The sequence below is a fragment of the Streptomyces sp. NPDC127068 genome (assembly GCF_042724695.1).
GTDB lineage: Bacteria > Actinomycetota > Actinomycetes > Streptomycetales > Streptomycetaceae > Streptomyces.
On sequence record NZ_JBHXEN010000025.1, the window covers coordinates 75,465 to 95,548 of the forward strand.

Here is a 20,084-nt window from a genome sequence, read left to right on the forward strand (position 1 = left end):
CGGCCGTGGACGGAACGCGGCGTGACCGTCAGCGGATCAGGACAGTGGAGCAAGGACGTCAAGGCGTGACCGACGAACCGTCGACCGAGTCGTGGACCGAGGAGAGAAAGCTGTGAGCACCGAGAACGAGGGCACCCCGGCACCCCCGGCGCCGTCCGCACCTCCCGTGCCGGTGGACGCTCCCGCGACTCACCCCCCGGCTCCCGCCGAAGCGGCTCCCCCCGCTGGTGCCGGCCCGGTCGGGGGTGGCGCGGCCGGAGGCAGCACGGCTGGTAGCGCGGCCGGGGGTAGCGCGACGCCGCCTCCGCCGGGCGCCGCCCCCGCGGTCCATCCGCACCAGGACGGCACCCACGGCATCTACCAGGAGGCGCCGGAGCAGCAGACCGCGACGCTGCCCACCACCGGTGCCCCGGGAACCCACGCCGGGGGCGCCCCCGAGCAGCCCGCTGCGCCCCCGTACGCCTCCTACCCGCCGCCGCAGCCGCCGGCCGCGGCGTACCCGGCGCCGTCCGGTGCGCCCGTCGGGGACTGGCCGCCGCCCACGGTGCCCGCCTACGCCGGGAACGACGGCGGGACGGGCTGGGGCTCCTCGTATCCCGAGGCCCACCCCGCCGGTCACCCCGCGGACGCTCCGGGGGCCAAGCCGGCCGGACGCCGCCGCGGCGGTCTCGTCGTGGCCATCGCCGCCGCCGCGCTCGTCGCGAGCGCCCTCGGCGGAGGCGTCGGCTACCAGGTCGCGAAGAACAACGACGACTCCCCCGGTTCGACCACGGTCGCCGCCTCCGACAGCCCGGCCGACCTGAAGCGCGAGCCCGGCTCGGTCGCCGGCATCGCCGCCGCCGCGCTGCCCAGTGTCGTCACGATCGACGCCAAGGGCGGCGACGGCGAGGGCGGCACCGGCACGGGCTTCATCTACGACCGCGAGGGCCACATCCTCACCAACAACCACGTGGTGGCGTCGGCGGCCGACAGCGGCGAACTGTCCGCGACCTTCTCCAACGGGAAGAAGTACGCGGCCGAGGTGATCGGCCGCGCCCAGGGGTACGACGTCGCGGTCCTGAAGCTGAAGAACGCCCCCGGCGACCTGAAGCCGCTGCGCCTCGGCAACTCCGACAAGGTCGCCGTCGGGGACTCCACCATCGCCATCGGTGCCCCGTTCGGCCTGTCCAACACGGTCACCACGGGCATCGTCAGCGCCAAGGACCGTCCCGTCGCCTCCAGCGACGGCGGCAGCAGCGGCAAGGCGTCGTACATGAGCGCCCTCCAGACCGACGCCTCGATCAACCCCGGCAACTCGGGCGGTCCGCTGCTGGACGCGCGGGGTGCCGTCATCGGCGTCAACTCGGCCATCCAGTCCGCGGGCAGCGGCATGGGCGGCGCGGGCCAGGCGGGCTCCATCGGCCTCGGCTTCGCCATCCCCATCAACCAGGCCACGACGGTCGCCCAGACGCTCATCAAGACCGGCAAGCCCGTGTACGCGGTCATCGGCGCGTCGGTCTCCCTGGAGGAGAACGGCGACGGCGCCACCATCACGCAGGAGGGCGCCGGTGGTTCGGACTCCGTCACCCCGGGCGGCCCGGCGGCCAAGGCGGGCCTCCAGTCCGGTGACGTCATCACCAAGCTCAACGACACGGTGATCGACAGCGGACCCACCCTGATCGGTGAGATCTGGACCCACAAGCCGGGTGACAGCGTCAAAATCACCTACGAGCGCGACGGCAAGGAGCGCACGGTCGACCTGGTCCTGGGCGAACGCGAGGGCGACAGCAGCTGACCCGTTATTCTTGTCCCCGCGCCGTTCCGGTCGGGCGGCGCGGGGAGACGTGCCCGAGCGGCCGAAGGGAACGGTCTTGAAAACCGTCGTGGCAGCGATGTCACCGTGGGTTCAAATCCCACCGTCTCCGCAGAGCTCAACGAAGTAGCAGGTCGGAAGGGGTGCCCCGAGATCGGGGCACCCCTTCCGCGTGCCGGGGTGTCTCACCCCGGATCGCCCGTATCCCCGGTTTGACCAGTGCGTGCGGGCCAGGGACGGGCCAGGATTCGGGGCCTACTCCCCGTCCAACTGGGCGCCGATCAGGCGGTTCGCGTGCTCCTGGCCCCCGCGCAGGATCTTGGCGTAGAAGCGGAACAGCACGGCGACGCTGTGCCCCGCCCTGCGGGCGACCTCCACCGGGTCCACCCCGGCTTTGATCCACAGGGAGACGCCCGCGTGCCGCAGCGAGTAGGGAACCTCGGCCAGGGGCGTCCTCGCGTCCTTCGGCCCGAGGACCTGCCCACGGGCGGCGGCCCACAGCTCGCAGTACTCCGTCGACCGGACCCGCCCGCCCTCCGCGGCCCGGAAGAACCGGCCGTCCGGCGCAGTGCCGTACCGGGCCAGGTGCTCCCGCAGCATCCGCACGAGGACCGGCGGGACGGGTACGGGGCGGGTCGCGCGACGGGCCCGCCGCTTCAGCCCGCGCGTCTCGTACGACGTGCCGTCGTCCGTCCAGCCGGCGCCCACCTCCGGGCGGCTCTCCTCAAGCAGCAGCTCGCCCCACGCGTCTGGAGCGTCCTTGGCGGGGAGGGCGCAATCGGAGTCCTTGAGCGCGGAGACCTCGGCCGGGCGCATCCCCGCGTAGTAGATGCAGCCGAAGAACGCGGCCAGGTGCTCGCCCCGGGCGCTCTGCTCCTTCACGCCGTTGATCAGCGCGCGGGCTTGGGACGGCCCGGGAACGTACCGGAAGTCGACCTCGTCGTCGGTCTTGGGCGGCGTCCAGTCGATCCCCTGGAGAGGATTCCGGGGGTAGTGGCCCTTCTCGACCGCGTAGCGGAGACAGTTGCTCAGCGCCATGACCTTGCGGTTCACGGTGTTGTCAGCAGCGGCCTTGCCGTTCAGCTTCAGGGACACCGCGGCGAGCGCGGCGCGCATGTGCTCCGGCTTCCCGGCCTGCGACAGCTTCATGGAGTTCTGCGCCAGCCACGCCAGGGTGTCGGTGATCTCCTGCGGCGGTTCCTGGTCAGCGAAGCGGGACACGACCGAGCCGTCATCGGTCACGACGGCTCGGAACGCCCACCCGTAGAGCGCGCTCCGCAGCACCTTGCGATCAGGGATGCCCCGGGTGGTGGTGACCAGAACCGGGGTGACGACCGCCAGGGCCTCGGCGATGCCCGCGCGGTGCTTGGCGGCGGCCCGCGGCCACTTCATCAGCACGTAGGCGAGGGCGTGTTCGTACCAGGTCGGCTCGGTGAGCGCGGCCAACTCGTGCTCCGGCAGCCCGGTCTCGACGTCGAACCGCTGGCGGTCGCGCAGCGCACCGAGTAGTTCGCTTCGGCGTCCGTCCGCCTGGGTCGAGGTCTTGTAGCTCTTGGAGTGCGCCCGGGTGCCCACGCGCCAGCGAAGCTCGAAGGGCTTCGGACGGCCCTTCCGTTCCCTGATGGCCCAGAACTCCACGTCGTAGGTGAGCATCGTTCTCCCATGTGAAGGGGGCCCGCCGGTGGCGGGCCCCCTTGTCGTGCGTGTGGTGGGGTCAGGCGGCGTTCTGCTCGCACGCCTCCCACCATGCGTCGAGGTCGGCGCGGCGGACGCGGAGCTGACCGTTGGGGAGCTTGCGGAGGCGGGGTGCTTGGCCGCGGGCGCGCATGCGGTAGAACGCGGCGCGGCTCATGTCGATCTCTTCGAGGACTTCGCGGAGCTTGAGCATCTTGGGCTGGACCACGTGGTTCTCCCGGTGACGTGAAGCCGAGTGGAGGTGGGGCGACTGTCCGAAGTCTTGATTCCTGCGTCATCGCGTCATCCACGTCACTCATGCCGTCTGACCTGCACGTTTGAGTGACGTAGGGAGCCTGGGTGTCCGTCACCGGGGTGACGTGGTCTCCGTCATCGGTGACGCGGGTGACGCGAGGTGACACAGCGCTCGACCCTCTGCGTCACCGGTGAAGCCCCAGGTCGGATGGCGTTCGGGGACTTCTGGTGACGCGGGTGACACAGGGTCTTTCTCCTTCGGACAGGAGGAAGGGGTTCTGTCGTTGTGCGCCGGACCTCAGAGCGTGCAAGAAGGGGCCGCTGCGCGGCACGACCTGTGCAGCGGCGGCAAGCCGCCGGGACAAGCAAGAGGAGCACCACGCCCCGGGTGCTCCTCTTGCTTATGCCTTTTATGCGGCGCCGCGGTCAGAACGCTTGCTGTCGCTGCTCCGGCCCGGGTAGTGCGGGGCGGGCCATCGCGATGTAGCGGGCGGTCTTGGTACGGCCCCAGTCAACGAGGACACCACGGGCGGCCAGGGTGGGCTGGAGCCGTTTGAGACGGTCGGAGAGGACCTTGCCCGTGGTGGGCCAGCCCTTGGGCAGGGGGCGGAAGTCCCCGTCGCCGGTGTAGAGCTGGGTGAGGGCGTGGAGCCACTCGGAGGACGTCATCCGCACCTCGACGCCAGGGTCGAGGGTGGCGGCGTGCTTCAACACGGTCTGCGCGAGGAGGTCACCCTCGATGACGTCGTCGTTGAGGTCGTCCAGACTGGCCCGGTAGGCGGGCAGCGCCCCGAGCCCGGTCGCCGCGTCGAGCTGTGCACAGAGATGGGCGAAGTCAGCCATGCGCAGGTCGGTCGGGATGTCGGCCTCGGTGGCACGCACCTTGACGGTCAAGTCGAGGAGCGAGCCGAGGACGACGGGAAGCACGTCCTCGAACTCGCGCCACAGCTCGGCCTCGGTCCGCCGGACGACCGGCCGGTCGAGACGGAGAGGAAGCAGCCGTTCAGCGAGGTCGGGGCGAATGACGCCGACGTCGATGCCGGTGAGGAGGAGAGGGCGCCGGTAGCGGGCGCGGACCACGTCGCCGTCGGTGTAGAGGGCGCGCTTGATGGTCTCGGCCCCGGTGACTATGCAGCACATCAAGTCGGACAAGTCCGGCGCCAGGTGGGACAGGTTGTCCAGCGCGGTGACCCACCCGGCGGCAACGGCCGCGATCAGGTTCTCCTCGTCCTTCGGCGCCCGCCGCAGATCACCGCTCATGCCCTCGATGATCCGCACGAGCATCCGCCCACCAGTGGACTTGCCCGCACCCTGAGGGCCGGTGAGGAACGGAGCGGGCACCGGAACGGACGGCCCCAGACAACCGATCAGCCAGGCGACGGCTAGACACTCCGTCTCGGCGGTGGCGAAGTTGCACAGCCGCAAGAGCAGATCGATGCCCTTGCCCTCGGTGTCCTTGGCGGGCAAGGGGAGTTCCCCAGTGAGCTGGGTGCGCCGCCAGCACACATCCTCCGGCCGCGGGGTCACGACGTCCCAACCGGTGGGGTGGATACGCACGGACTGACCGTCGCTGCGCCCGAGGTCGAGCCACGTCGCCCCGTCGAAGCCGGGCGCCACGCGGATGTGCACGGGCCGGACCTCGCCGTTCAGGGCGAGCGCTTCGATGAGGTCGAGGGATTCCTTCAACGCGCTCCCGTTGAACACGCCGAGCCCATCGCGGTAGAGGCCGACCATGAGTTCCTGCCGGTGGCTACCCGAGGTGCCCTGCGACCGGATCGGCCGCGCCACCGGATGCCCGTTCCGCTGCGCGAACACGGTCCCGTCCGCGGTACGGAAGTACTGGAAGTTCCGCTGCGCATAGTCGGTGATGATCTCGCGGGCCGGTGTCTTCTCGTCCTCGGACACGTCACAGCCCCAGCGCGGTGCGGGCGTTGGCCCAGGCGACCGCGCAGTGCCGAGGCGACTCGCCCTTGACGTGGGCGGCGACGAACAGCCGCTCGACGTGCGCTTCGGTGAGGCAGCCGCACCGGCCGTGGGTGGACAGGACGGCGAGGAAGACCCGATACACGCTGTTGTGGATCGCGCTGTGGGCCTCTGCGATGTGCTGCTCCGCCATGGAGATGCCGCGTTCCAGGTAGGCGGGGGAGCGGTGACGGCACACCCCACCCCGCACCGCCGCGGGAACGGCGATGGTGTGCGGGACGGGGCGGTGAGCAGACGGGTCCTTCACGGCCAGCGCCCGAACGTCGTCCGGTAGGGCGGTCGTGGTCCCGGTTCCGTGGCCGCGCCAACGGGCGTAGGACATGTGCGATTTGATGTCGACGCCGGGTCGGACGGCGTTGGTGGACTGCATCGCGCCGCGGTACACCCAGTGCTCGCCCCGCGTGGTGGCGACGGTCCGGGTCGGGGGCAGCTCAGCGCGGGCCCAGGCGACCGCGGCGGGGCTGTCGAGGTCGACCACGGTGAGGTCCGCGCCCCCGGGGTGATAGGCCACAGACCCCGCCGCCCGCCACGCGGCCGACCACGCGGGGGAGGCCAGGGTGCGCGGGTCGGTGGTGGCGGCAGCCCACCCGTGGCACGGGCGCGGGCACTGGCAGGGCCCGCCGGCCTTCATGTGCGGCCGGTCCCCGCAAGCACTCTCCGCGCAGGTGGGGCAGTTGCCGAACGGGAGCTTCCCCGCCCGCAGGGGCAGCACCGGCACCCCGGCCGCGGCGAGGTCGAACGCGACGACGAGTAGGGGCGGAATCCTTCCGGGGGTTCGCTGAATGTCAGTCGGGTGGGTCATGCTGGGACCTCCAACAGATCTGTTGTGGACTGGTGGATGAGGGCGGCCCCTTCTCGCCAAAGACCGGGGCCGCCCTCACTTGTTCAGAGGGTGTGTAGGTAGGTGCTTCCTGCTTGTCGGAGGGCGGTGTGGGCGTCGCGGCTGCGTTCGCGTCCGGCGGTGAGTGCCGCCTCGGTGTCCGGTGAGAACCGCTCGCCGTGGGCGGTGTCGAGGGGGATGTCGCTCAGCTCGATTGCCGCCCATGCCGCGGTTTCGCCCAGGTCGACGAGGGGGGTGCCGTGGGCGATGAGCGCGAGGCGGTCCCGGGCGACGGTGATCTCCGTGCGGAGCCGGAACCGCTCGGCGACGTGGTCGGCGGTTTCGGGCTGGCCGGCCCTGAGGGCGTCGACCAACAGCCAGTGTGCTTCCCGGTAGCGCAGTATCGCGTCCAGCAGGGCAAGCAGGGCGTCGGTGACCTGTTGCTGGCGACGCTCGGAGCGAGCGGCCCGGTCGGTCACGTGCTGGGTGTAGGTGGCGAGTGCGCCACCGGCCAGGGTGCCGAGCACCGCGATGATCGCTGTCAGCACGATGCCTCCGGGGCGTCGAGGGCGGGCGGGGTGGTGACGGTGAACCGGAGGTACGCGAGGGTGCGCCCGGGGGTCTTCCGGGAGGGGTAGAACGAGGGCGGGGGGCACCCGGGGATCGCGGCGGCGATCTGGTGGGCGTAGGTCTGTGCGAGGCCGTCGCGCGCGATGAGCCGGATCTCTACGGGCTCGGCTCCGTCAGCGCGGGAGGTCCGGGCGGCCGGGTTGGTGCGGGTGCGCTTGGCGGGTTGACGTGAAGGCAATGTGTTCTCCTCAGCGGTGGTTGATGGTTCCGTTGGCGCGGCCGAACAGGCCGTTCGCGGTCACGTGCTGGGTGATTTGGGTGGAGGCGGTCGGGGTCCGGCGGGTGGTGCGGAGGATGACGGGGACGGCGATGACCGCGACGACGAGGAGCGCCGCGGCGGAGCACAGGGCGTGGCTCATGGCGATCAGTCCCGGGGTGGCGTAGGAGAGGCCGACACCAGCGGCGGCGATACCCCCGCCGACGGTCGGCGCGAGGAGCGCGGTCGTCTTGGCCCACGCGGGGATCGGCGCCGGGGCCGTAACCGGAATGGGCAGTTGCTGCGCGGGGTGGGTGTAGGCGAGGGTGCGGGTGCCGTTGGGGAGGGTGACGATTTGGACGCCGGGCGGGAGGTCGATCGTGCCGGCGGCGGGGCCCGGTGCGGTGTGGTTCAGGGTGGTGATCTCGTACGCGTCATGCACGGGTTGGTGCCTTCCGTGAGTGGGACCGAGGGCGAGTGGAGGGCCTGTCACTCACCTGTCACTTGGGCCTGTCATCGGCCTGTCACCTGTCACCTGTCTGTCACCTGTAACTCGCAGGTCACAGGGGGGTTTCAGGCGTCGGGCGCGATGGTGGGGTGGAGTGGTTGCGGGGTGACAGGTGGGTGACAGGTCAGCTGTTGTCGAGGTGTTGGTGGTGGACGTAGCGGGCCTTGCTGCCCTCTCCGACGCGGCTGATCTCGCCCGCTTCGGACCACTCCTTCAGCCACCGTTGGATGACGGGGCGGCGGGTACCGAAGGTGTCCTTGAGGGCGCGTTCCATGGCGGATGCTCCGGTGCCGGCGGGCCCGGCGTTGATGAGCAAGCGGAGCGCGGCTTGCCGGGCGTCGGGCTGTTCGAGGTCCCGTCCGGTGGTCCATGTGCTCGGGTCGGACCAGTCGGTACCCGCATCCGGCTGAGTGTCGTCGGGGTTGCGGGTGGCGGCGGGGAGTTGGAAGAGCGCTTCCAACTCGTCCGGGCCGGGGGTGGTGACGTCGGGGGTGGGGCGGGGGTGGTCCCATCCGGCGGTCGCCTTCCACTGCGGCCCCGGCTGCACCCCGGACTGCGTTCCGGGCTGGCCCCCGGCGGGGGTGGTGGCGGGTTGGGGCCAGAGGTGGCCGCAGCGGGGCAGGGTCCAGCGGTCGGTGTAGGCGGGTCCGGCTGCGTCCGCGGACGGCTTGTCGAGCGCGGGCCGGCGGCGGGCGGTTGCCGCGCACACGGCCTCGATGGCGGACGGGGTGATCCGCCACTGCTGTGCGGTCTTGGGCTGCTTGCCCTCGGTGCCGACGAGCATGGACCCGGGCCCGGAGAAGCTGTTCTCCGCGGTGAGGGCCCGCCACCCGAAGACGTGCCCCAGCTCGGCGTCTTCGGTGGTGCCGGTGCAGACCCGGTTGGACGCCATCTTCCGCACCATCGGGTCCGGCAGAACATCCTGCGTGACGCGGAGCACGGACACGACCGCGCGGATCGCCATGGCGCGGGCGATCCGGATGACCTCGGAGATCCCTGCCATCACGGCCCGTGCCTCACGGGTCGCGGAGACCTCGGCGCCCTCGTCCACGACGATGACGATCTCCGGGACGTCGGGGGAGACGGGAAGCTTGTCGTCGTCTTCGGCGCGCATGTGGTCCTGGTAGGTGACCTTGCGGGACTTCGCGATCCGAACGGCCGCCTCCAACATCAGCTTCGCTTCGGCGGGGGTGGAGGCCAGCCAGTCGACGCCGGGCACCGGGACCGTGTCAGCCGCGTCGAGGTCGTTGCTGGTGTTGGCTTCGTGCCAGGCGTGGAGCCAGGGCAGGCCGAGGGAGCCGCCGTTGAGGTCGATGACCCAGATGAGGGTGTCGTTGGTCTGGTTCAGGCGGGCGATGAGCGTGTGGAGCCAGTTCGTCTTCCCGGTGCCGGTCGCCCCGGTGACGATGGTGGATGCCTGCCTCATGTCCAACTCCGACCGACCTCCGTCCGACAACAAGGCGACGGGAACGGGGTTGTTGACCGTGGTCCTCTCCTCGACCTCGTCCACGGGGAAGGGGAGTTCCTGGCCGCGGTAGGACTTGGTCGCGACCTCGATGAGGACCCTGCGTCGGGAGACACCGGGCAGGACCTGGAGGCCGCACCCGTCGGGCAGGTCGAGGTCGGACGCCAACGCGTCGGACCGGTCCGCGATCGCCCGCCGGGTCGTACCGCCCTCGGGCAACTCGACCTCGACGGTGTAGCCCATGCCGGACGGCCAATGCTCGATGCCGGGAATCGTCACGTTCTCGACGCGGCAGACGCGGGTGATCCGGTCGATCCACTCAACGGCGAGCGCACGCCGGGTGCCGATGGACAGCAGGGTTCGGCGCCGGGCTTGCTCGGTTTCCTCGTGGGCGGCGAACCCGACGGCGAGGGTGCCAGCGGTGACGCCCCCGACGGTCAGCGCCCCGACCGCCGCGAGCGACATGGGGCCGCCCGTGCTCAGGGCCCAGGCTGACCACGTTCCCGCCGCGGCCCAGCAACCGGCCCGGAACGTGATCGTGGCCGCGGTGATCCGCTTACGCAGTCCCGTGGCGGTCGTCCCGACAGCACCCGCGGCCCCGGCGGCGAGCACCCACCCGGCGGGCATCCCACTGGTGTGGGCGAGCGCCGTCGCCACGAGCGTCCCGGTCGAAGCGTTCAAGGTCCCGGTCAACAGGCCATGACCCGCCCGCCAATCGACCCGCCCGCCCTTCACGCCACTGCTCTTGCTGTTGTTCTTGCTGCTCACGGTGATCCCTTCGAGAGCGAGGAAGGGCCGGTCCCCGCAGGTGCGGGGACCGGCCCGGAGCGTCGGGCGCGGGCGGTTAGCCGACGTTCCAGCGACGCTCGCCGTCGATGCCGTTGCGGGGGTTCTCGTTGCGCTCGATGTCCTCGGCGTGAACGCGCCGATAGACGGTCCCGACCTCTTCGAGGGCGTGGACGACCTTGCTCATCGCCCGGTAGCCCTCCCCGATCTCCTCCACCACCCGCGGGTCCACGGGCAGCTTCTCGTCGGACAGCTCCGCCAAGACCCGCAACGTCTCCTGCACCGTCCCCATCGCGGCAGGCAGATCGTCCACCAACGTCTGGAACTCGGTCATGTGCTCCGGGTCGAACGTCGACGCGGCCTGAAGCATCACCTCAGCCGCGTCAGACAGACGAGCAAACCCAGGGGTCGAAGTGCCGTCGGACACAGTGCCTCCAGAGTGATCAGTCCTACCCAGCACAAGCCGCAGAGCGCCCTTACCCGAGACAACGGGCACCTTGGCCTGGGGCTTGGTGCGGCGGGGGTTGTTGACGGTGGAGTCGGGCACGGCGACCTGACCCGGACCGGCCTTGCCCAAGATCGCGGCATCCCGCGCCGAACGGACCCGCCGGGCCCGCCCCGCAAGCCGCCGCCACACCGCCCGCATGTGACCCAACGCCTTCCCGGGTCGCTTCGCGTTCCACAACCCCGACACCACACCAACCCCGGCAGCCACCGCACCCGCACCCGCCAACCGAGCCGCATGCCGCACCGCCGACCGCCGCAACGCCCGCTTCTGCGCCCGGCTCGCACCACCCGGCCGGGCCGGGGCCTTGAGCGGTGCGCCGGTGTGGTCGAGCCCGGATTCCCGATGGGCCTTCGCGACGCCCTTGGCGACCCGCCGCGCGGACCGCACGGCCTCCCGCTCCGCACGACCAGAAGCACCCCCGGCATCCGTCGAACCAGCCGCTCGAACCGAGGTGCTGGGTGACGGTGCACGACGAGGCGACTGCACGCCGTTCGTGGTGCCGGCCGGCTTCGTGGGCGGGGCGGTTGACCGGGCCGACGGGGACACAGACCGCAGACCAGAGGCCCTATCCGGCGCAGGGCCGGACGGGGCCGGCGCCTTCGTACGCACAGGGTTGGTCGTACGCCCTCCCGTACCGTGGGCCGGCGTCTGCGGCACGCGCGCCTGGGGAGTCCCGGGCCGAGGAGTCCGGGTTGGTGTGGTCGGGGAGTTGTTCGTACGGGCCGCGGACCGCAGCCCACTCGCCGACGGCCGCGGCGCACGAGCACCGGCAGCCGTTCGCAACCCGCCCACCGGAGCCGACTTCGCGACCGACGTGGGCGTGGGCACCCGTCCCGCACCGCCCCCCGCGGGGCGACGAGACGGAAAGTCCATCCCCGTCTTCTTGCTGGTACGGCGAGATAGACGGCGGGCCAGTCCCGCGGACGCGGCTACCCCCACCATGGCACCGGCCGCAGCCAATCCCACCGGCCCGGCGACAGCCATCGACCCCGCGGCCACCGCACCGAGCGCGTTCGCCCCGGCCACCGCGATCGGCACACCCGGCAACAGAGCATGGCCCTGCACAGCAGCAGGAGAAGGAGCAGAAGCAGGGGGAGGTGGTGCTTCCGGCACCACGGTGATGACGGTATCCGTCATGCTAGGAACACTCCTTCGGAGTGAGGGCCCGGCCGGGGACTGTCGAGGTGACCGGCCGGGCCTGTTGACGGGAACGCAGGTCACGCGGCGTTCTGGGTGTCGGGGTAGGCGCAGGACACGCAGGTGCCGAGCGAGGTGGGGATGACGTATCCGGCGTCCTGGCGACACTGCGGGCAGGTGCGGCGGGCGGTGTTCGCCTTCTCCAGCGCAGCCCGTCGTCCCGGGGTCATCGGGCGGACCGGGCGGGCCCGGTCGACGCGGTAGAGGTAGGCGACCAGCGGGCGGCGCCGCCAGCGCGGCCGTTCAAGCTGCGCGACGACGTCCTGCCCACCGGGCCGTAACCCGGCGGCCCGCAACTGTCGGCGGGTCGCCAACCCCTCGGGCGCGTAGCGCCAGGGGTAGACGGGGAGGGCGGTCATGACACGGCCATGGTGTCGATGGCCCTCAGCTGCGGCCGGGTGGGCTCTTCCCCACGGACGGCGAGGATCTGCTTGCGCGCCCACGACTCGCTCATGCCGAACGCGTCACCCAGTGCACGCGCACTGAGCGGGCGGCCCGCCTGTGCGGACTCGCTGTACGCACGGCGTGCGTCCTGCCGCGTCCGCTCCAACTGTGCATCCTCGAACTGCGCCTGCCGAAGCTCCCCCTCAGCCGTGGTGTCGTCGGCCGTGCGGATGGTGTGCGGGGTGTGCGGGTCCAACTCCCGCACAGGGCCCACACGGTCCGCGACCTGCGCAGATGCCGCCTCCAACGCCGGGGCCTCCACCGCTGGGGCGTCCAGGGTGGGGGGTTGGTCGGTGGGGTGTGTGGGGGTGTGCGGGTGGTGTGCGGATGCGTCATCGTCCGGCCCGCACACCGACTCGACAGGGGCCGTGTCCGGCCGGTGGTCGAGGATCTTGGCGACCAGGTCGGACCCGAAGTAGATCGCCCCGACCGGCAGGGATGTGGCCAGCAGCACGAGTGCGTAGTTGGCGGGGGGCCAGTCGGCGAGCTTGCCCCAGTCGACCGTGCTGCCGTGGAGTTCGGGCACGAGACCGTGGACGTAGTTCAGCACCAGCGACGCGAGCGTGTAGGTGCCCAGCACCCGCAACGCGAACCTGCGATCAGGCCCGACCAGCACCAGCGTCGCGACCAACGCGAGTGCCATCAACCCGTCGACCACGAAAGGGTAGAGCGTCGCCGCGGTGTCATCCGCGCCGATTGCCCGCGCCACGTCCCGCAACGCGTTCCAGGACACGCGGAATGCCATCGCGACGACAGCGACCAGGGCCAGGACGAGCAGGGTCTTGCCCTTGCGGTTCAGCTTCATGCTGCACCCGCTTCTCCACTGGGCCTGGCCGAGTCCATGCACGCGATCAGCAGGACCACGGCACCCGCGAAGGTGGTGGTCGCGGCCAACGCCCACGTGCGGCCCTCGCCCCCGGAGTGGGTCACCACGGACACCGTGTACGGGTCGACGTCCAGGGCCTGCCGCCACGCCTCGAACGCGGCCAGCCCATCGCCGCCGTGGAACGACAGCTCCAGCCGGTGCGGGAACAGATCACCGATCTGAACGTCCGGGGCGGGCAGATGCCCGTAGTCCACAGCCAGCACCCGCAGCGCCGCCAACGACGCAGACAGGCCCGCCAACACGGTCGTGTCGCTCACCGGACACCCCCGAGGACGGTGAGGGCGGTTGCGGTGGCCAGCAGTGCGCCACCCACGGCGATCAAGTCGACCGCACGACGCAACCGCCGGTGCTTGGCCACCGCGATCTGCGACAGGGCCCCGATGCCACGGAGCCGACGGTCGAGGGTGATGTGGGCGAACAGGTCTTCGGGGGTGAGGGTGGCCCAGCACGGGAACCCACCAACCGCGGAACGTGCCAGGACCGGGCGCACCACCCACAACGCCACCGCCGCCGCCATGACCAGGAACACCACACCCGCTCCGCCAACCGCCAGGGCGGACGCCGGTGCTCGGGTCGAGGTGGTACTGGTGGCCACGGTCAGGGCCCCGGCCAGGAGCACCCCGACGAACGCCAGCAGGAGACCCGCCTTTTGGTCGGTGCGGGCGATCTCCGCCCGCACCTCCTCGTGTGCGGAAGCCACCCGCTCATCCAACGTCGACGCGCTCATGCCGCAGTCCCCTTCCGCACCCCGCGGCCCAGACGGCCCAGACGGGTGGGACGGGTGGGATGGGTGGGGCGCTGGGGGAGGGCGACGACGTTGAACAGGTCGGGGGCGTGGTCCTCGATGATCCGGGCGGCCAGACGCAGGGTGTCGTCGGCCAGGTGCGGGGTGTCGGCCAGGATGTCCCGGGCCGCGTCCAACCGCGCCTCCCGCTCCTGCGGGGACTCGTTCTCGATACCGAGCCACAGATCCATCGGGGTGCCGAGGGCGCTTTCGATCTGCTCCAGCGGGGTCTCGTCACCCGGCCACAGTTCCACGGGGGTGCCCATGGCGAGTTCGATGAAGTCGGTGGTGTCAGCGGCCACGTGACCGGCCACAATGTGTTTCACGGGTTGTTCCTCTCAGCGGGAACGGCTCGTGGCGGCCCCGGTGTTTGCCCACCGGGGCCGCGCCGTTCAGGAGGTGCCGCCACACGAACGTGGGCGGGAGAAGGACCGCGTGGTCGCGGTCGGTGCCCCGGGCCGGATCTGATCCGACGACCGGTGAAGGGTCAGGTGGTGCAGGCGGCGGCGCGGACCAGGTCGTCCGCGGCTGCGATCGCCGCAGCGCGCAACCGGTCCAGCTCGTGCCGGTCGACGGCGCCGCGCAGGGCGTAAACCGTCGCGGTTGCGGTGCCCGCGGCGGTAGCGAGGGCGGGGGCCAGGATCTCCACGGTCACCAGCGGGGCAGAGATCGCCGACCGAGTGCCGTGCGAGTCAGCCCGGGCCGTGTCGTACTCGACCGCGGGGGCACCGGCCAGGCGCAGGGACTCCCGCATCCACATCGCGCGGCGGTGGTCCGTCAACGCGGCGACCAGAGCGGCAACCGCGGCGATCCGCTCCCGCCGGTCCAGATCAGCATGGGCGGCCCGACGCTCCGCCCGAGCCCCACGCTGCTGAAGCAACGCCGTGGTCACCGCACCCAACAAGGTGCCCGCCACGGCGAACAGAGCAATGATCATCACAACCCCCTACGGGGCCGGTACCTCCGGCTCCCCACACCCCCGCCCGTACGGCCACCGCGGTGAGGCAGTGCCGGACAGGCGGGAGAGGCAGCCGGCCGCGGCGTCAACGCCGCGGAACGGAAGAAGAGGACCGGACCGGATACGTCTCGGCGCCGCCCGGTCCAGTCCGGGAAGCAAGCGGCACCCTGAGCTGTCTGTCAGCCATCGATCAGCCTTCTGATCAGGCAGTTGAACTGCGACAACACGAAAACTCACTGCAAGAGGGCATAGAGCCCCACCCTCCGGCCGTTGCTCGCGGTCACCGGGCCACCTCGCCAGTCGGGCCGAAGCCCTGTCCCCTGGCCTTCAGCGGGATTGCAGCGTCCCCGCCTTCTACATCGGAGCAGCCCGAAGAAGGCCCCTCCGTCGCCTCCCCTCCTGGTTTCGGCGACACGCTCAACATAGGCAACCTGCTTAGGCAGGTCAAGAGGGTTGGGTGACTCGGGATTGTTGGTCATGTGCCCTAGCATTGAGTCATGAGCCTCGACCCGGACGACCCGCGCCCCCCGTATCAGCAGGTCAGCAGCGTGCTGCGCGCCGCGATCCTCACCCGCAAGGAAGGCTTCGTACCGGGCGACAAGCTCCCATCCGGTCCCGTTCTCGCTAAGCGCTACGGCGTGGCGCGAGGCACGGTGGACAAGGCTCTCGATCTCCTCCGCGGTGAAGGGCTGATCGTCACGCGCCAGGGCAGCGGCAGTTTCGTGCGGGAGCGCACCGAGCGGCCGGTTGGGCTCCGTCCGCACCTTGAGGCCGCGTTCGAGGAGCCCGCCGTCACGATCGACTTCGCAGGGTTCTCTAGCGAGACGCTGTACAGCGCCATGCAGGAACCGTTGGACAAGGTCCGTTCCGGTCGGGTGGCGCCGGAGTCCATCACGGTCCGTCTGCTGCTGCCGGACGCCACGGAGCCCATGGGCGTCCCGGTGTCCGTGGATGGCCTGCGTGATGAGGAAGCGTTGCGCAAGCGGGCCCACAACATCGGAGTCACCAACGCGGGCGGCATCAAGCACTCCGTCGAGGTACTGGCCGAGTACGGACTGGTGAAGTCAGCGCGGGTCGAGGTCCGGGTGCACCGGGCGTCGAGCCTTTTCAAGCTCTACATCCTGAACGGGCGGGAAGCCTTCTTCGGCTTCTACCCGCTCCGGGAACGGACCCTTGCCTACGAGGGGCAGTCCTACTCCTTCTTCGACATCACGGGGAAGGACACCACCCTGTTCACCCACTCCTCCGGGCCGGACGACGCGTCGATCGGGTCGCAGTACGTCCAGCAAGCGCAACGCTGGTTCGACAGCGTGTGGGACACCATCGCCTACGAACGGGAGGCTCAGGCATGACGAAGTTGGCTACCGTCCTTCGGCCGGCACGGCATGTTCTTCTCGACTTCGACGGCCCGGTGTGCTCGGTCTTCGCGGGTCTGCCCGCTGCCGAAGTCGCCCGACTTCTGTACGGCTCACTGGCCAAGGAGGCTGATGACCTGCCAGCGGCCTGGGCGGGCGAGTCCGACCCGTTCGTCCTCCTCCGCGCCGTTGCCGACGAGCGACCCGTGCTCACGCCCCAGGCTGACGCGTACCTCGCCCAACTCGAAGAGGAGGCGGTCAGGGTCGCCCGCCCCACCCCGGGTGCGGAATCGCTTCTCCGCGTGTGCCAGGACACCGGCCGCGCCGTGTGGATGGTCAGCAACAACGCTGGGGCCGCCATCTCCGAGTACCTCGCCGCGCACCAGCTCGACCAGTTGGTGGCGGGCGTGTTCGGTCGGGTATCCGGTGAGCCGTCCTCGATGAAGCCCAACCCGCGGCTGCTCCACGACGCCATTCGCGCGGCGGGTGCGACCGCTGGCGCGTGCGTGTTCATCGGGGATGCGGCACGGGACGTCGAAGCCGGCACCGCAGCCGGCATGCCCACCATCGGATACGCCAACAAGCCCCACAAGCCGGCGAAGCTGGCCGCGGCCGGTGCAGCCGTGGTGACAGACTCCATGACTGCCCTCGCGAGCGCTGTGGTCGACGCCGGACCGGTTGGTTGAAGCTCGTGTGCAATGCCGCCTCTTCGGCTCTTCCGAAGGGGCGGCATTGGCAGTCGCAGATAGTAAAATTCGCCCCCGCTCGGAATGTCTACGCGGATAGACGTAAAAATGGAATAAGGCCCTCCGCTTTCACGTCGCGTAACCCTGGTCACTCTGAGAAGTTTTTTTAGTCCACAGTCTGTATACGGCTGTTCTCGCAGGTCATCGCCCTTGTCGCGGCTCTTGATTTCGGTTATCCAGAAGCTTGTCCACCGGGTCATGCACAGATAATCGGGGTTTATGCACAGCTGTGGGCAAGTTATCCACACATCTTGTGGATAACCAGATTGGCGGTCGGCGAAGGGGCTGCCACTATTGCCGGCTAACGGGGCGGTGTGGTCGCAGAAAAGGCGGCCCCCGCGGGCACGGGAGCCGCCCCGACCTGTCCCTCAGCGAGAAAGGTCTAGTCATGACCGTACCTACGAACCCGGAGACTTCGCACTCTGAGGTCTGTCCTGACCACCAGCCAGGTGGAGAGGCCTGCGACAAGCGCCATTCGCGCAACCGATGTCTTGCCCTGCTTGGCGTCGGCGGGATCGGGCTGACCGTAGTGGCCCTGGTAGCGGCCTTCCCTGAGTTGGCAGCACCTATTGGTACTTCGGCTGCCGTGGTCACTGTCGCTGTCCCGTTGGTCCAGCGCGTGTGGCGCAACGGGCCGCCGGACGGAGGGTCAACGGGCGAACCGTAGCCGTCGTCCTGTCTTGTGGGCCATACACGGGCCAAGGCAGGGCCCTGGACGTTTCGGCAAGCCGAACGCGCAGGTCAGACCAGGTAGAGCTACGGTGGCCCGGTCGGTCTTGAAAACCGTCGTGGCAGCGATGTCACCGTGGGTTCAAATCCCACCGTCTCCGCAGCGCCCAGCGATGTAGCTGGTCGGAAGAAGTAGCTGTTCAGAAGGGGTGCCCCGAGTCCGGGGCGCCCCTTCTGCGTGCTCGGGGTGCGCGTTCTCAGGGGGTGGCGTCCGGGGCCCCGGGGGCGGTGCGCTCGTCGAACTCCTCGCGGGCGGCCCGGAGCGCGGTGAGGCGGGTGCGGGACCAGTCGGTGATGCCCTGCACCAGTTCGCCCAGCTCCCGGCCGAGGTCGGTCAACCGGTACTCCACGCGCGGCGGCACCGTCGGGTACACCGTGCGGGTCAGCAGCCCCTCGCGTTCCAGTGCGCGCAGGGTCCGCGTCAGGACCTTCGGGGTCACGCCGTCCAACCGCCGGCGCAGTTCGGCGAACCGCACGGGCCGGTCGTCCTCCAGCACCACCAGGACCAGCATGGTCCACTTGCTGGCGATCAGCTCCAGCACCGCACGGGTGGGGCAGTCGCGGAGGAAGACCTCCACGCCTCCGTGTCGCCTCAGGTCGAAGCCGGTATCCATGAGGAACCTCGCTATCAGATAAGTGCCTTCTTCCGGGCGGGCGTCGCCCGGACCGACGATGGGCGCACCCTGACCCACTGACGAGGAGTCCTGTTGTCCGCCCGTATGCATGCCATCGTCCAGTCCGCGTTCGGCGGTCCGGAAGTGCTCGTCCACACCGAGGTCGACGTGCCGGAGCCCGGGCCCGGGGAGGTGCTGGTCCGGGTCGCCGGCGCCGGGGTCAACCCGGGTGACGCGATCCTCCGGTCCGGCCGCGTACCGGAGTTGGTCACCCTGCCGTGGACGCCGGGCAACGACGTGGCCGGTGTGGTGGAGCGGGTCGGCGCGGGGGTGACGCGGTTCTCGCCGGGCGACCGGGTGTACGGGATGACCGCGCTCGGACGCCGCGGCGCGTACGCCGAGTACACCGCCGTACCGGCCGACGTCCTGGCTGCCGCCCCCGCGAACCTCGACCTGGTGCACGCCGGCGGGCTGCCCCTGGTCGCGTTCACCGCGTGGCAGGCGCTGGCCGTGCTGGCTCGGGTCCGGCCCGGCGACCGGGTCCTGATCCACGCGGCGGCGGGCGGGGTGGGCCATGTCGCGGTGCAACTCGCCAAGGACCTCGGCGCCCATGTGATCGGCACCGCGCGGGCGGCCCGTCACGCACTGCTGCGCGAGTTGGGCGCCGACGAACTCGTCGACCACTCGACCACCGACTTCCGGACCGCCGTGGCCCCCGTGGACACCGTGCTGGACCTGGTCGGCGGCGCGTACGGGCCGCGCTCCCTCGACGTGCTGCGGCCGGGCGGTCTGCTCGTCGGCGCGTCGATCGATCCGGGGACCGACGAGCGGCGGGCCGCCGCCCGGGGTCTGCGCTACGTCTGGGTCACCGCCGAGCCCTCCGGGGAGGTGCTGGAGGGGATCACCGAACGGGTGGAGGCGGGCCGGCTGCGGCTGGTGGTCCAGCGCACCTACCCGCTGGCCGAGGCGGCCGAGGCCCACCGGGCGATCGAGTCGAAGCGCACCACCGGGAAGATCGTCCTTACGCCGACGGCTTCCCCCCTCACCGAACCGCCTCGGCCCCCTGGGTCCCGGCGGACCCCGCAGGGCCTGCGGCCCCTTCGGCCATGAGCAGGTACAGCAGGCCGACCAGGGTGCCGCTGCTGACGATCTCCCGGCGGTCGATCATCCCGCGGACCTCGCCGAGCGGTATCCACGCGACGCGGTCGGACTCGTTCTGCTCCGCGGGCGGTCCCACGCGGGTGGCGCCGTCGGCCCGGAAGACGTGGTGCTGCGTGTCCGTGATGCCCGCGGCGGGCTCCGCGTAGATCAGGGGACGGACCGGACCGGGGCGCCAGCCCGTCTCCTCCAGCACCTCGCGGGCCGCCGCCTCGGCGGGCGACTCGCCGTCCTCGACCAGGCCCATGGGCAGCTCCCAGGCCCACGAGTCGGTGACGAAGCGGTGCCGCCACATCATCAGCACCTCCCGGCGGTCGTTGAGCACCGCGGCCACCGCCAGGTTCCTGAGCCGGACGGCGTAGTAGTCCACCCGACGTCCGTCCGGCTGCTCGACGTCCAGCTGGCACAGCCTCAACCACTCGTTGCCGTAGAGCTGCTGCTCCCCGTGCACTTCCCACCGCACGTGCGTGACCCTCCCGATCGGTGTCCGGACGTTCAGCATGCCCTGCGGCGGGCGGCGGCCGACCAGTGGGTTCGGCCCCGGCGCGGGTGCGAACCGCTGCGCGGGTGTTCCACTGGAGCGGCTACCCAGGTCG

General features: G+C 70.8%; 21 protein-coding genes and 1 tRNA gene. 5 read left to right on the top strand and 17 right to left on the bottom strand.

The window, feature by feature from the left end; translation table 11 throughout:
- The first annotated feature begins 112 nt into the window (after positions 1-112).
- The gene (locus tag ACFWIA_RS17780; RefSeq protein ID WP_387005720.1) at positions 113-1,774 is read left to right on the top strand and encodes a S1C family serine protease; all 1,662 of its coding nucleotides are present in this window, start codon (positions 113-115) and stop codon (positions 1,772-1,774) included.
- Between the two features lie 43 nt (positions 1,775-1,817).
- Positions 1,818-1,904: transfer RNA gene (locus tag ACFWIA_RS17785), tRNA-Ser, on the top strand.
- 143 nt (positions 1,905-2,047) lie between these two features.
- Here ACFWIA_RS17785 and ACFWIA_RS17790 read toward each other — a convergent pair.
- The 15 genes from ACFWIA_RS17790 to ACFWIA_RS17860 form a co-directional block, all read right to left on the bottom strand.
- The gene (locus tag ACFWIA_RS17790; RefSeq protein WP_387005723.1) at positions 2,048-3,445 is read right to left on the bottom strand and encodes a tyrosine-type recombinase/integrase; all 1,398 of its coding nucleotides are present in this window, start codon (positions 3,443-3,445) and stop codon (positions 2,048-2,050) included.
- 61 nt (positions 3,446-3,506) lie between these two features.
- On the bottom strand, positions 3,507-3,695 hold the full coding sequence (locus tag ACFWIA_RS17795) for a helix-turn-helix transcriptional regulator (RefSeq protein ID WP_387005724.1): 189 nt from the start codon (positions 3,693-3,695) through the stop codon (positions 3,507-3,509).
- 452 nt (positions 3,696-4,147) lie between these two features.
- A complete protein-coding gene (locus ACFWIA_RS17800) occupies positions 4,148-5,626 on the bottom strand; it encodes an ATP-binding protein (protein ID WP_387005727.1) in 1,479 nt (492 codons plus the stop codon).
- A gap of 1 nt (position 5,627) precedes the next feature.
- Positions 5,628-6,506: a bifunctional DNA primase/polymerase gene (locus ACFWIA_RS17805; RefSeq protein ID WP_387005730.1), complete on the bottom strand. Its 879-nt coding sequence runs from the start codon at positions 6,504-6,506 to the stop codon at positions 5,628-5,630.
- A gap of 83 nt (positions 6,507-6,589) precedes the next feature.
- Positions 6,590-7,072 carry a hypothetical protein gene (locus ACFWIA_RS17810; protein ID WP_387005732.1) on the bottom strand — a complete coding sequence of 161 codons (483 nt, stop codon included), beginning with the start codon at positions 7,070-7,072 and terminating at the stop codon, positions 6,590-6,592.
- A complete protein-coding gene (locus ACFWIA_RS17815; RefSeq protein WP_387005734.1) occupies positions 7,066-7,332 on the bottom strand; it encodes a hypothetical protein in 267 nt (88 codons plus the stop codon). Before ACFWIA_RS17815 ends, ACFWIA_RS17810 begins: the two co-directional genes overlap by 7 nt.
- Positions 7,333-7,342: 10 nt before the next feature.
- Positions 7,343-7,792: a hypothetical protein gene (locus ACFWIA_RS17820; RefSeq protein WP_387005736.1), complete on the bottom strand. Its 450-nt coding sequence runs from the start codon at positions 7,790-7,792 to the stop codon at positions 7,343-7,345.
- A gap of 190 nt (positions 7,793-7,982) precedes the next feature.
- A complete protein-coding gene (locus tag ACFWIA_RS17825) occupies positions 7,983-10,091 on the bottom strand; it encodes a hypothetical protein (RefSeq protein ID WP_387005738.1) in 2,109 nt (702 codons plus the stop codon).
- Positions 10,092-10,167: 76 nt separating this feature from the next.
- Positions 10,168-10,479 (bottom strand): hypothetical protein, encoded by a 312-nt coding sequence (locus ACFWIA_RS17830; RefSeq protein WP_387005740.1) that lies wholly within the window; start codon positions 10,477-10,479, stop codon positions 10,168-10,170.
- A gap of 1,355 nt (positions 10,480-11,834) precedes the next feature.
- Positions 11,835-12,173, bottom strand: a complete 339-nt coding sequence (locus tag ACFWIA_RS17835) for an RRQRL motif-containing zinc-binding protein (RefSeq protein ID WP_387005743.1) — start codon at positions 12,171-12,173, stop codon at positions 11,835-11,837.
- Complete coding sequence (locus ACFWIA_RS17840) at positions 12,170-13,063, bottom strand: DUF2637 domain-containing protein (protein ID WP_387005745.1); 894 nt, start codon at positions 13,061-13,063, stop codon at positions 12,170-12,172. The genes ACFWIA_RS17835 and ACFWIA_RS17840 overlap by 4 nt, the downstream gene beginning before the upstream one ends.
- Positions 13,060-13,401 (bottom strand): hypothetical protein, encoded by a 342-nt coding sequence (locus ACFWIA_RS17845; RefSeq protein WP_387005748.1) that lies wholly within the window; start codon positions 13,399-13,401, stop codon positions 13,060-13,062. Before ACFWIA_RS17845 ends, ACFWIA_RS17840 begins: the two co-directional genes overlap by 4 nt.
- The gene (locus tag ACFWIA_RS17850) at positions 13,398-13,871 is read right to left on the bottom strand and encodes a Pycsar system effector family protein (protein WP_387005750.1); all 474 of its coding nucleotides are present in this window, start codon (positions 13,869-13,871) and stop codon (positions 13,398-13,400) included. Before ACFWIA_RS17850 ends, ACFWIA_RS17845 begins: the two co-directional genes overlap by 4 nt.
- Positions 13,868-14,254 (bottom strand): hypothetical protein, encoded by a 387-nt coding sequence (locus ACFWIA_RS17855; protein WP_387005753.1) that lies wholly within the window; start codon positions 14,252-14,254, stop codon positions 13,868-13,870. Before ACFWIA_RS17855 ends, ACFWIA_RS17850 begins: the two co-directional genes overlap by 4 nt.
- Before the next feature lie 161 nt (positions 14,255-14,415).
- Complete coding sequence (locus ACFWIA_RS17860; protein WP_387005756.1) at positions 14,416-14,865, bottom strand: protein kilB; 450 nt, start codon at positions 14,863-14,865, stop codon at positions 14,416-14,418.
- A 518-nt stretch (positions 14,866-15,383) separates the two neighbouring features.
- Between ACFWIA_RS17860 and ACFWIA_RS17865 the strand changes: the two genes are divergently transcribed.
- On the top strand, positions 15,384-16,238 hold the full coding sequence (locus ACFWIA_RS17865; RefSeq protein ID WP_387005759.1) for a GntR family transcriptional regulator: 855 nt from the start codon (positions 15,384-15,386) through the stop codon (positions 16,236-16,238).
- Complete coding sequence (locus ACFWIA_RS17870) at positions 16,235-16,927, top strand: HAD family hydrolase (protein WP_387005762.1); 693 nt, start codon at positions 16,235-16,237, stop codon at positions 16,925-16,927. Before ACFWIA_RS17865 ends, ACFWIA_RS17870 begins: the two co-directional genes overlap by 4 nt.
- Positions 16,928-17,913: 986 nt before the next feature.
- Here the strand turns inward: ACFWIA_RS17870 and ACFWIA_RS17875 are convergent.
- Entirely contained in the window at positions 17,914-18,330 is a 417-nt protein-coding gene (locus tag ACFWIA_RS17875; RefSeq protein ID WP_387005765.1) for a winged helix-turn-helix transcriptional regulator, read from the bottom strand.
- 93 nt (positions 18,331-18,423) lie between these two features.
- Between ACFWIA_RS17875 and ACFWIA_RS17880 the strand changes: the two genes are divergently transcribed.
- Complete coding sequence (locus ACFWIA_RS17880) at positions 18,424-19,440, top strand: NADP-dependent oxidoreductase (RefSeq protein WP_387005768.1); 1,017 nt, start codon at positions 18,424-18,426, stop codon at positions 19,438-19,440.
- On the opposite strand, the gene ACFWIA_RS17885 is transcribed toward ACFWIA_RS17880, so the two are convergent.
- The gene (locus ACFWIA_RS17885) at positions 19,373-19,951 is read right to left on the bottom strand and encodes an NUDIX hydrolase (protein WP_387005771.1); all 579 of its coding nucleotides are present in this window, start codon (positions 19,949-19,951) and stop codon (positions 19,373-19,375) included. The two genes, ACFWIA_RS17880 and ACFWIA_RS17885, sit on opposite strands and share 68 nt — an antisense overlap.
- Positions 19,952-20,084: the final 133 nt, after the last annotated feature.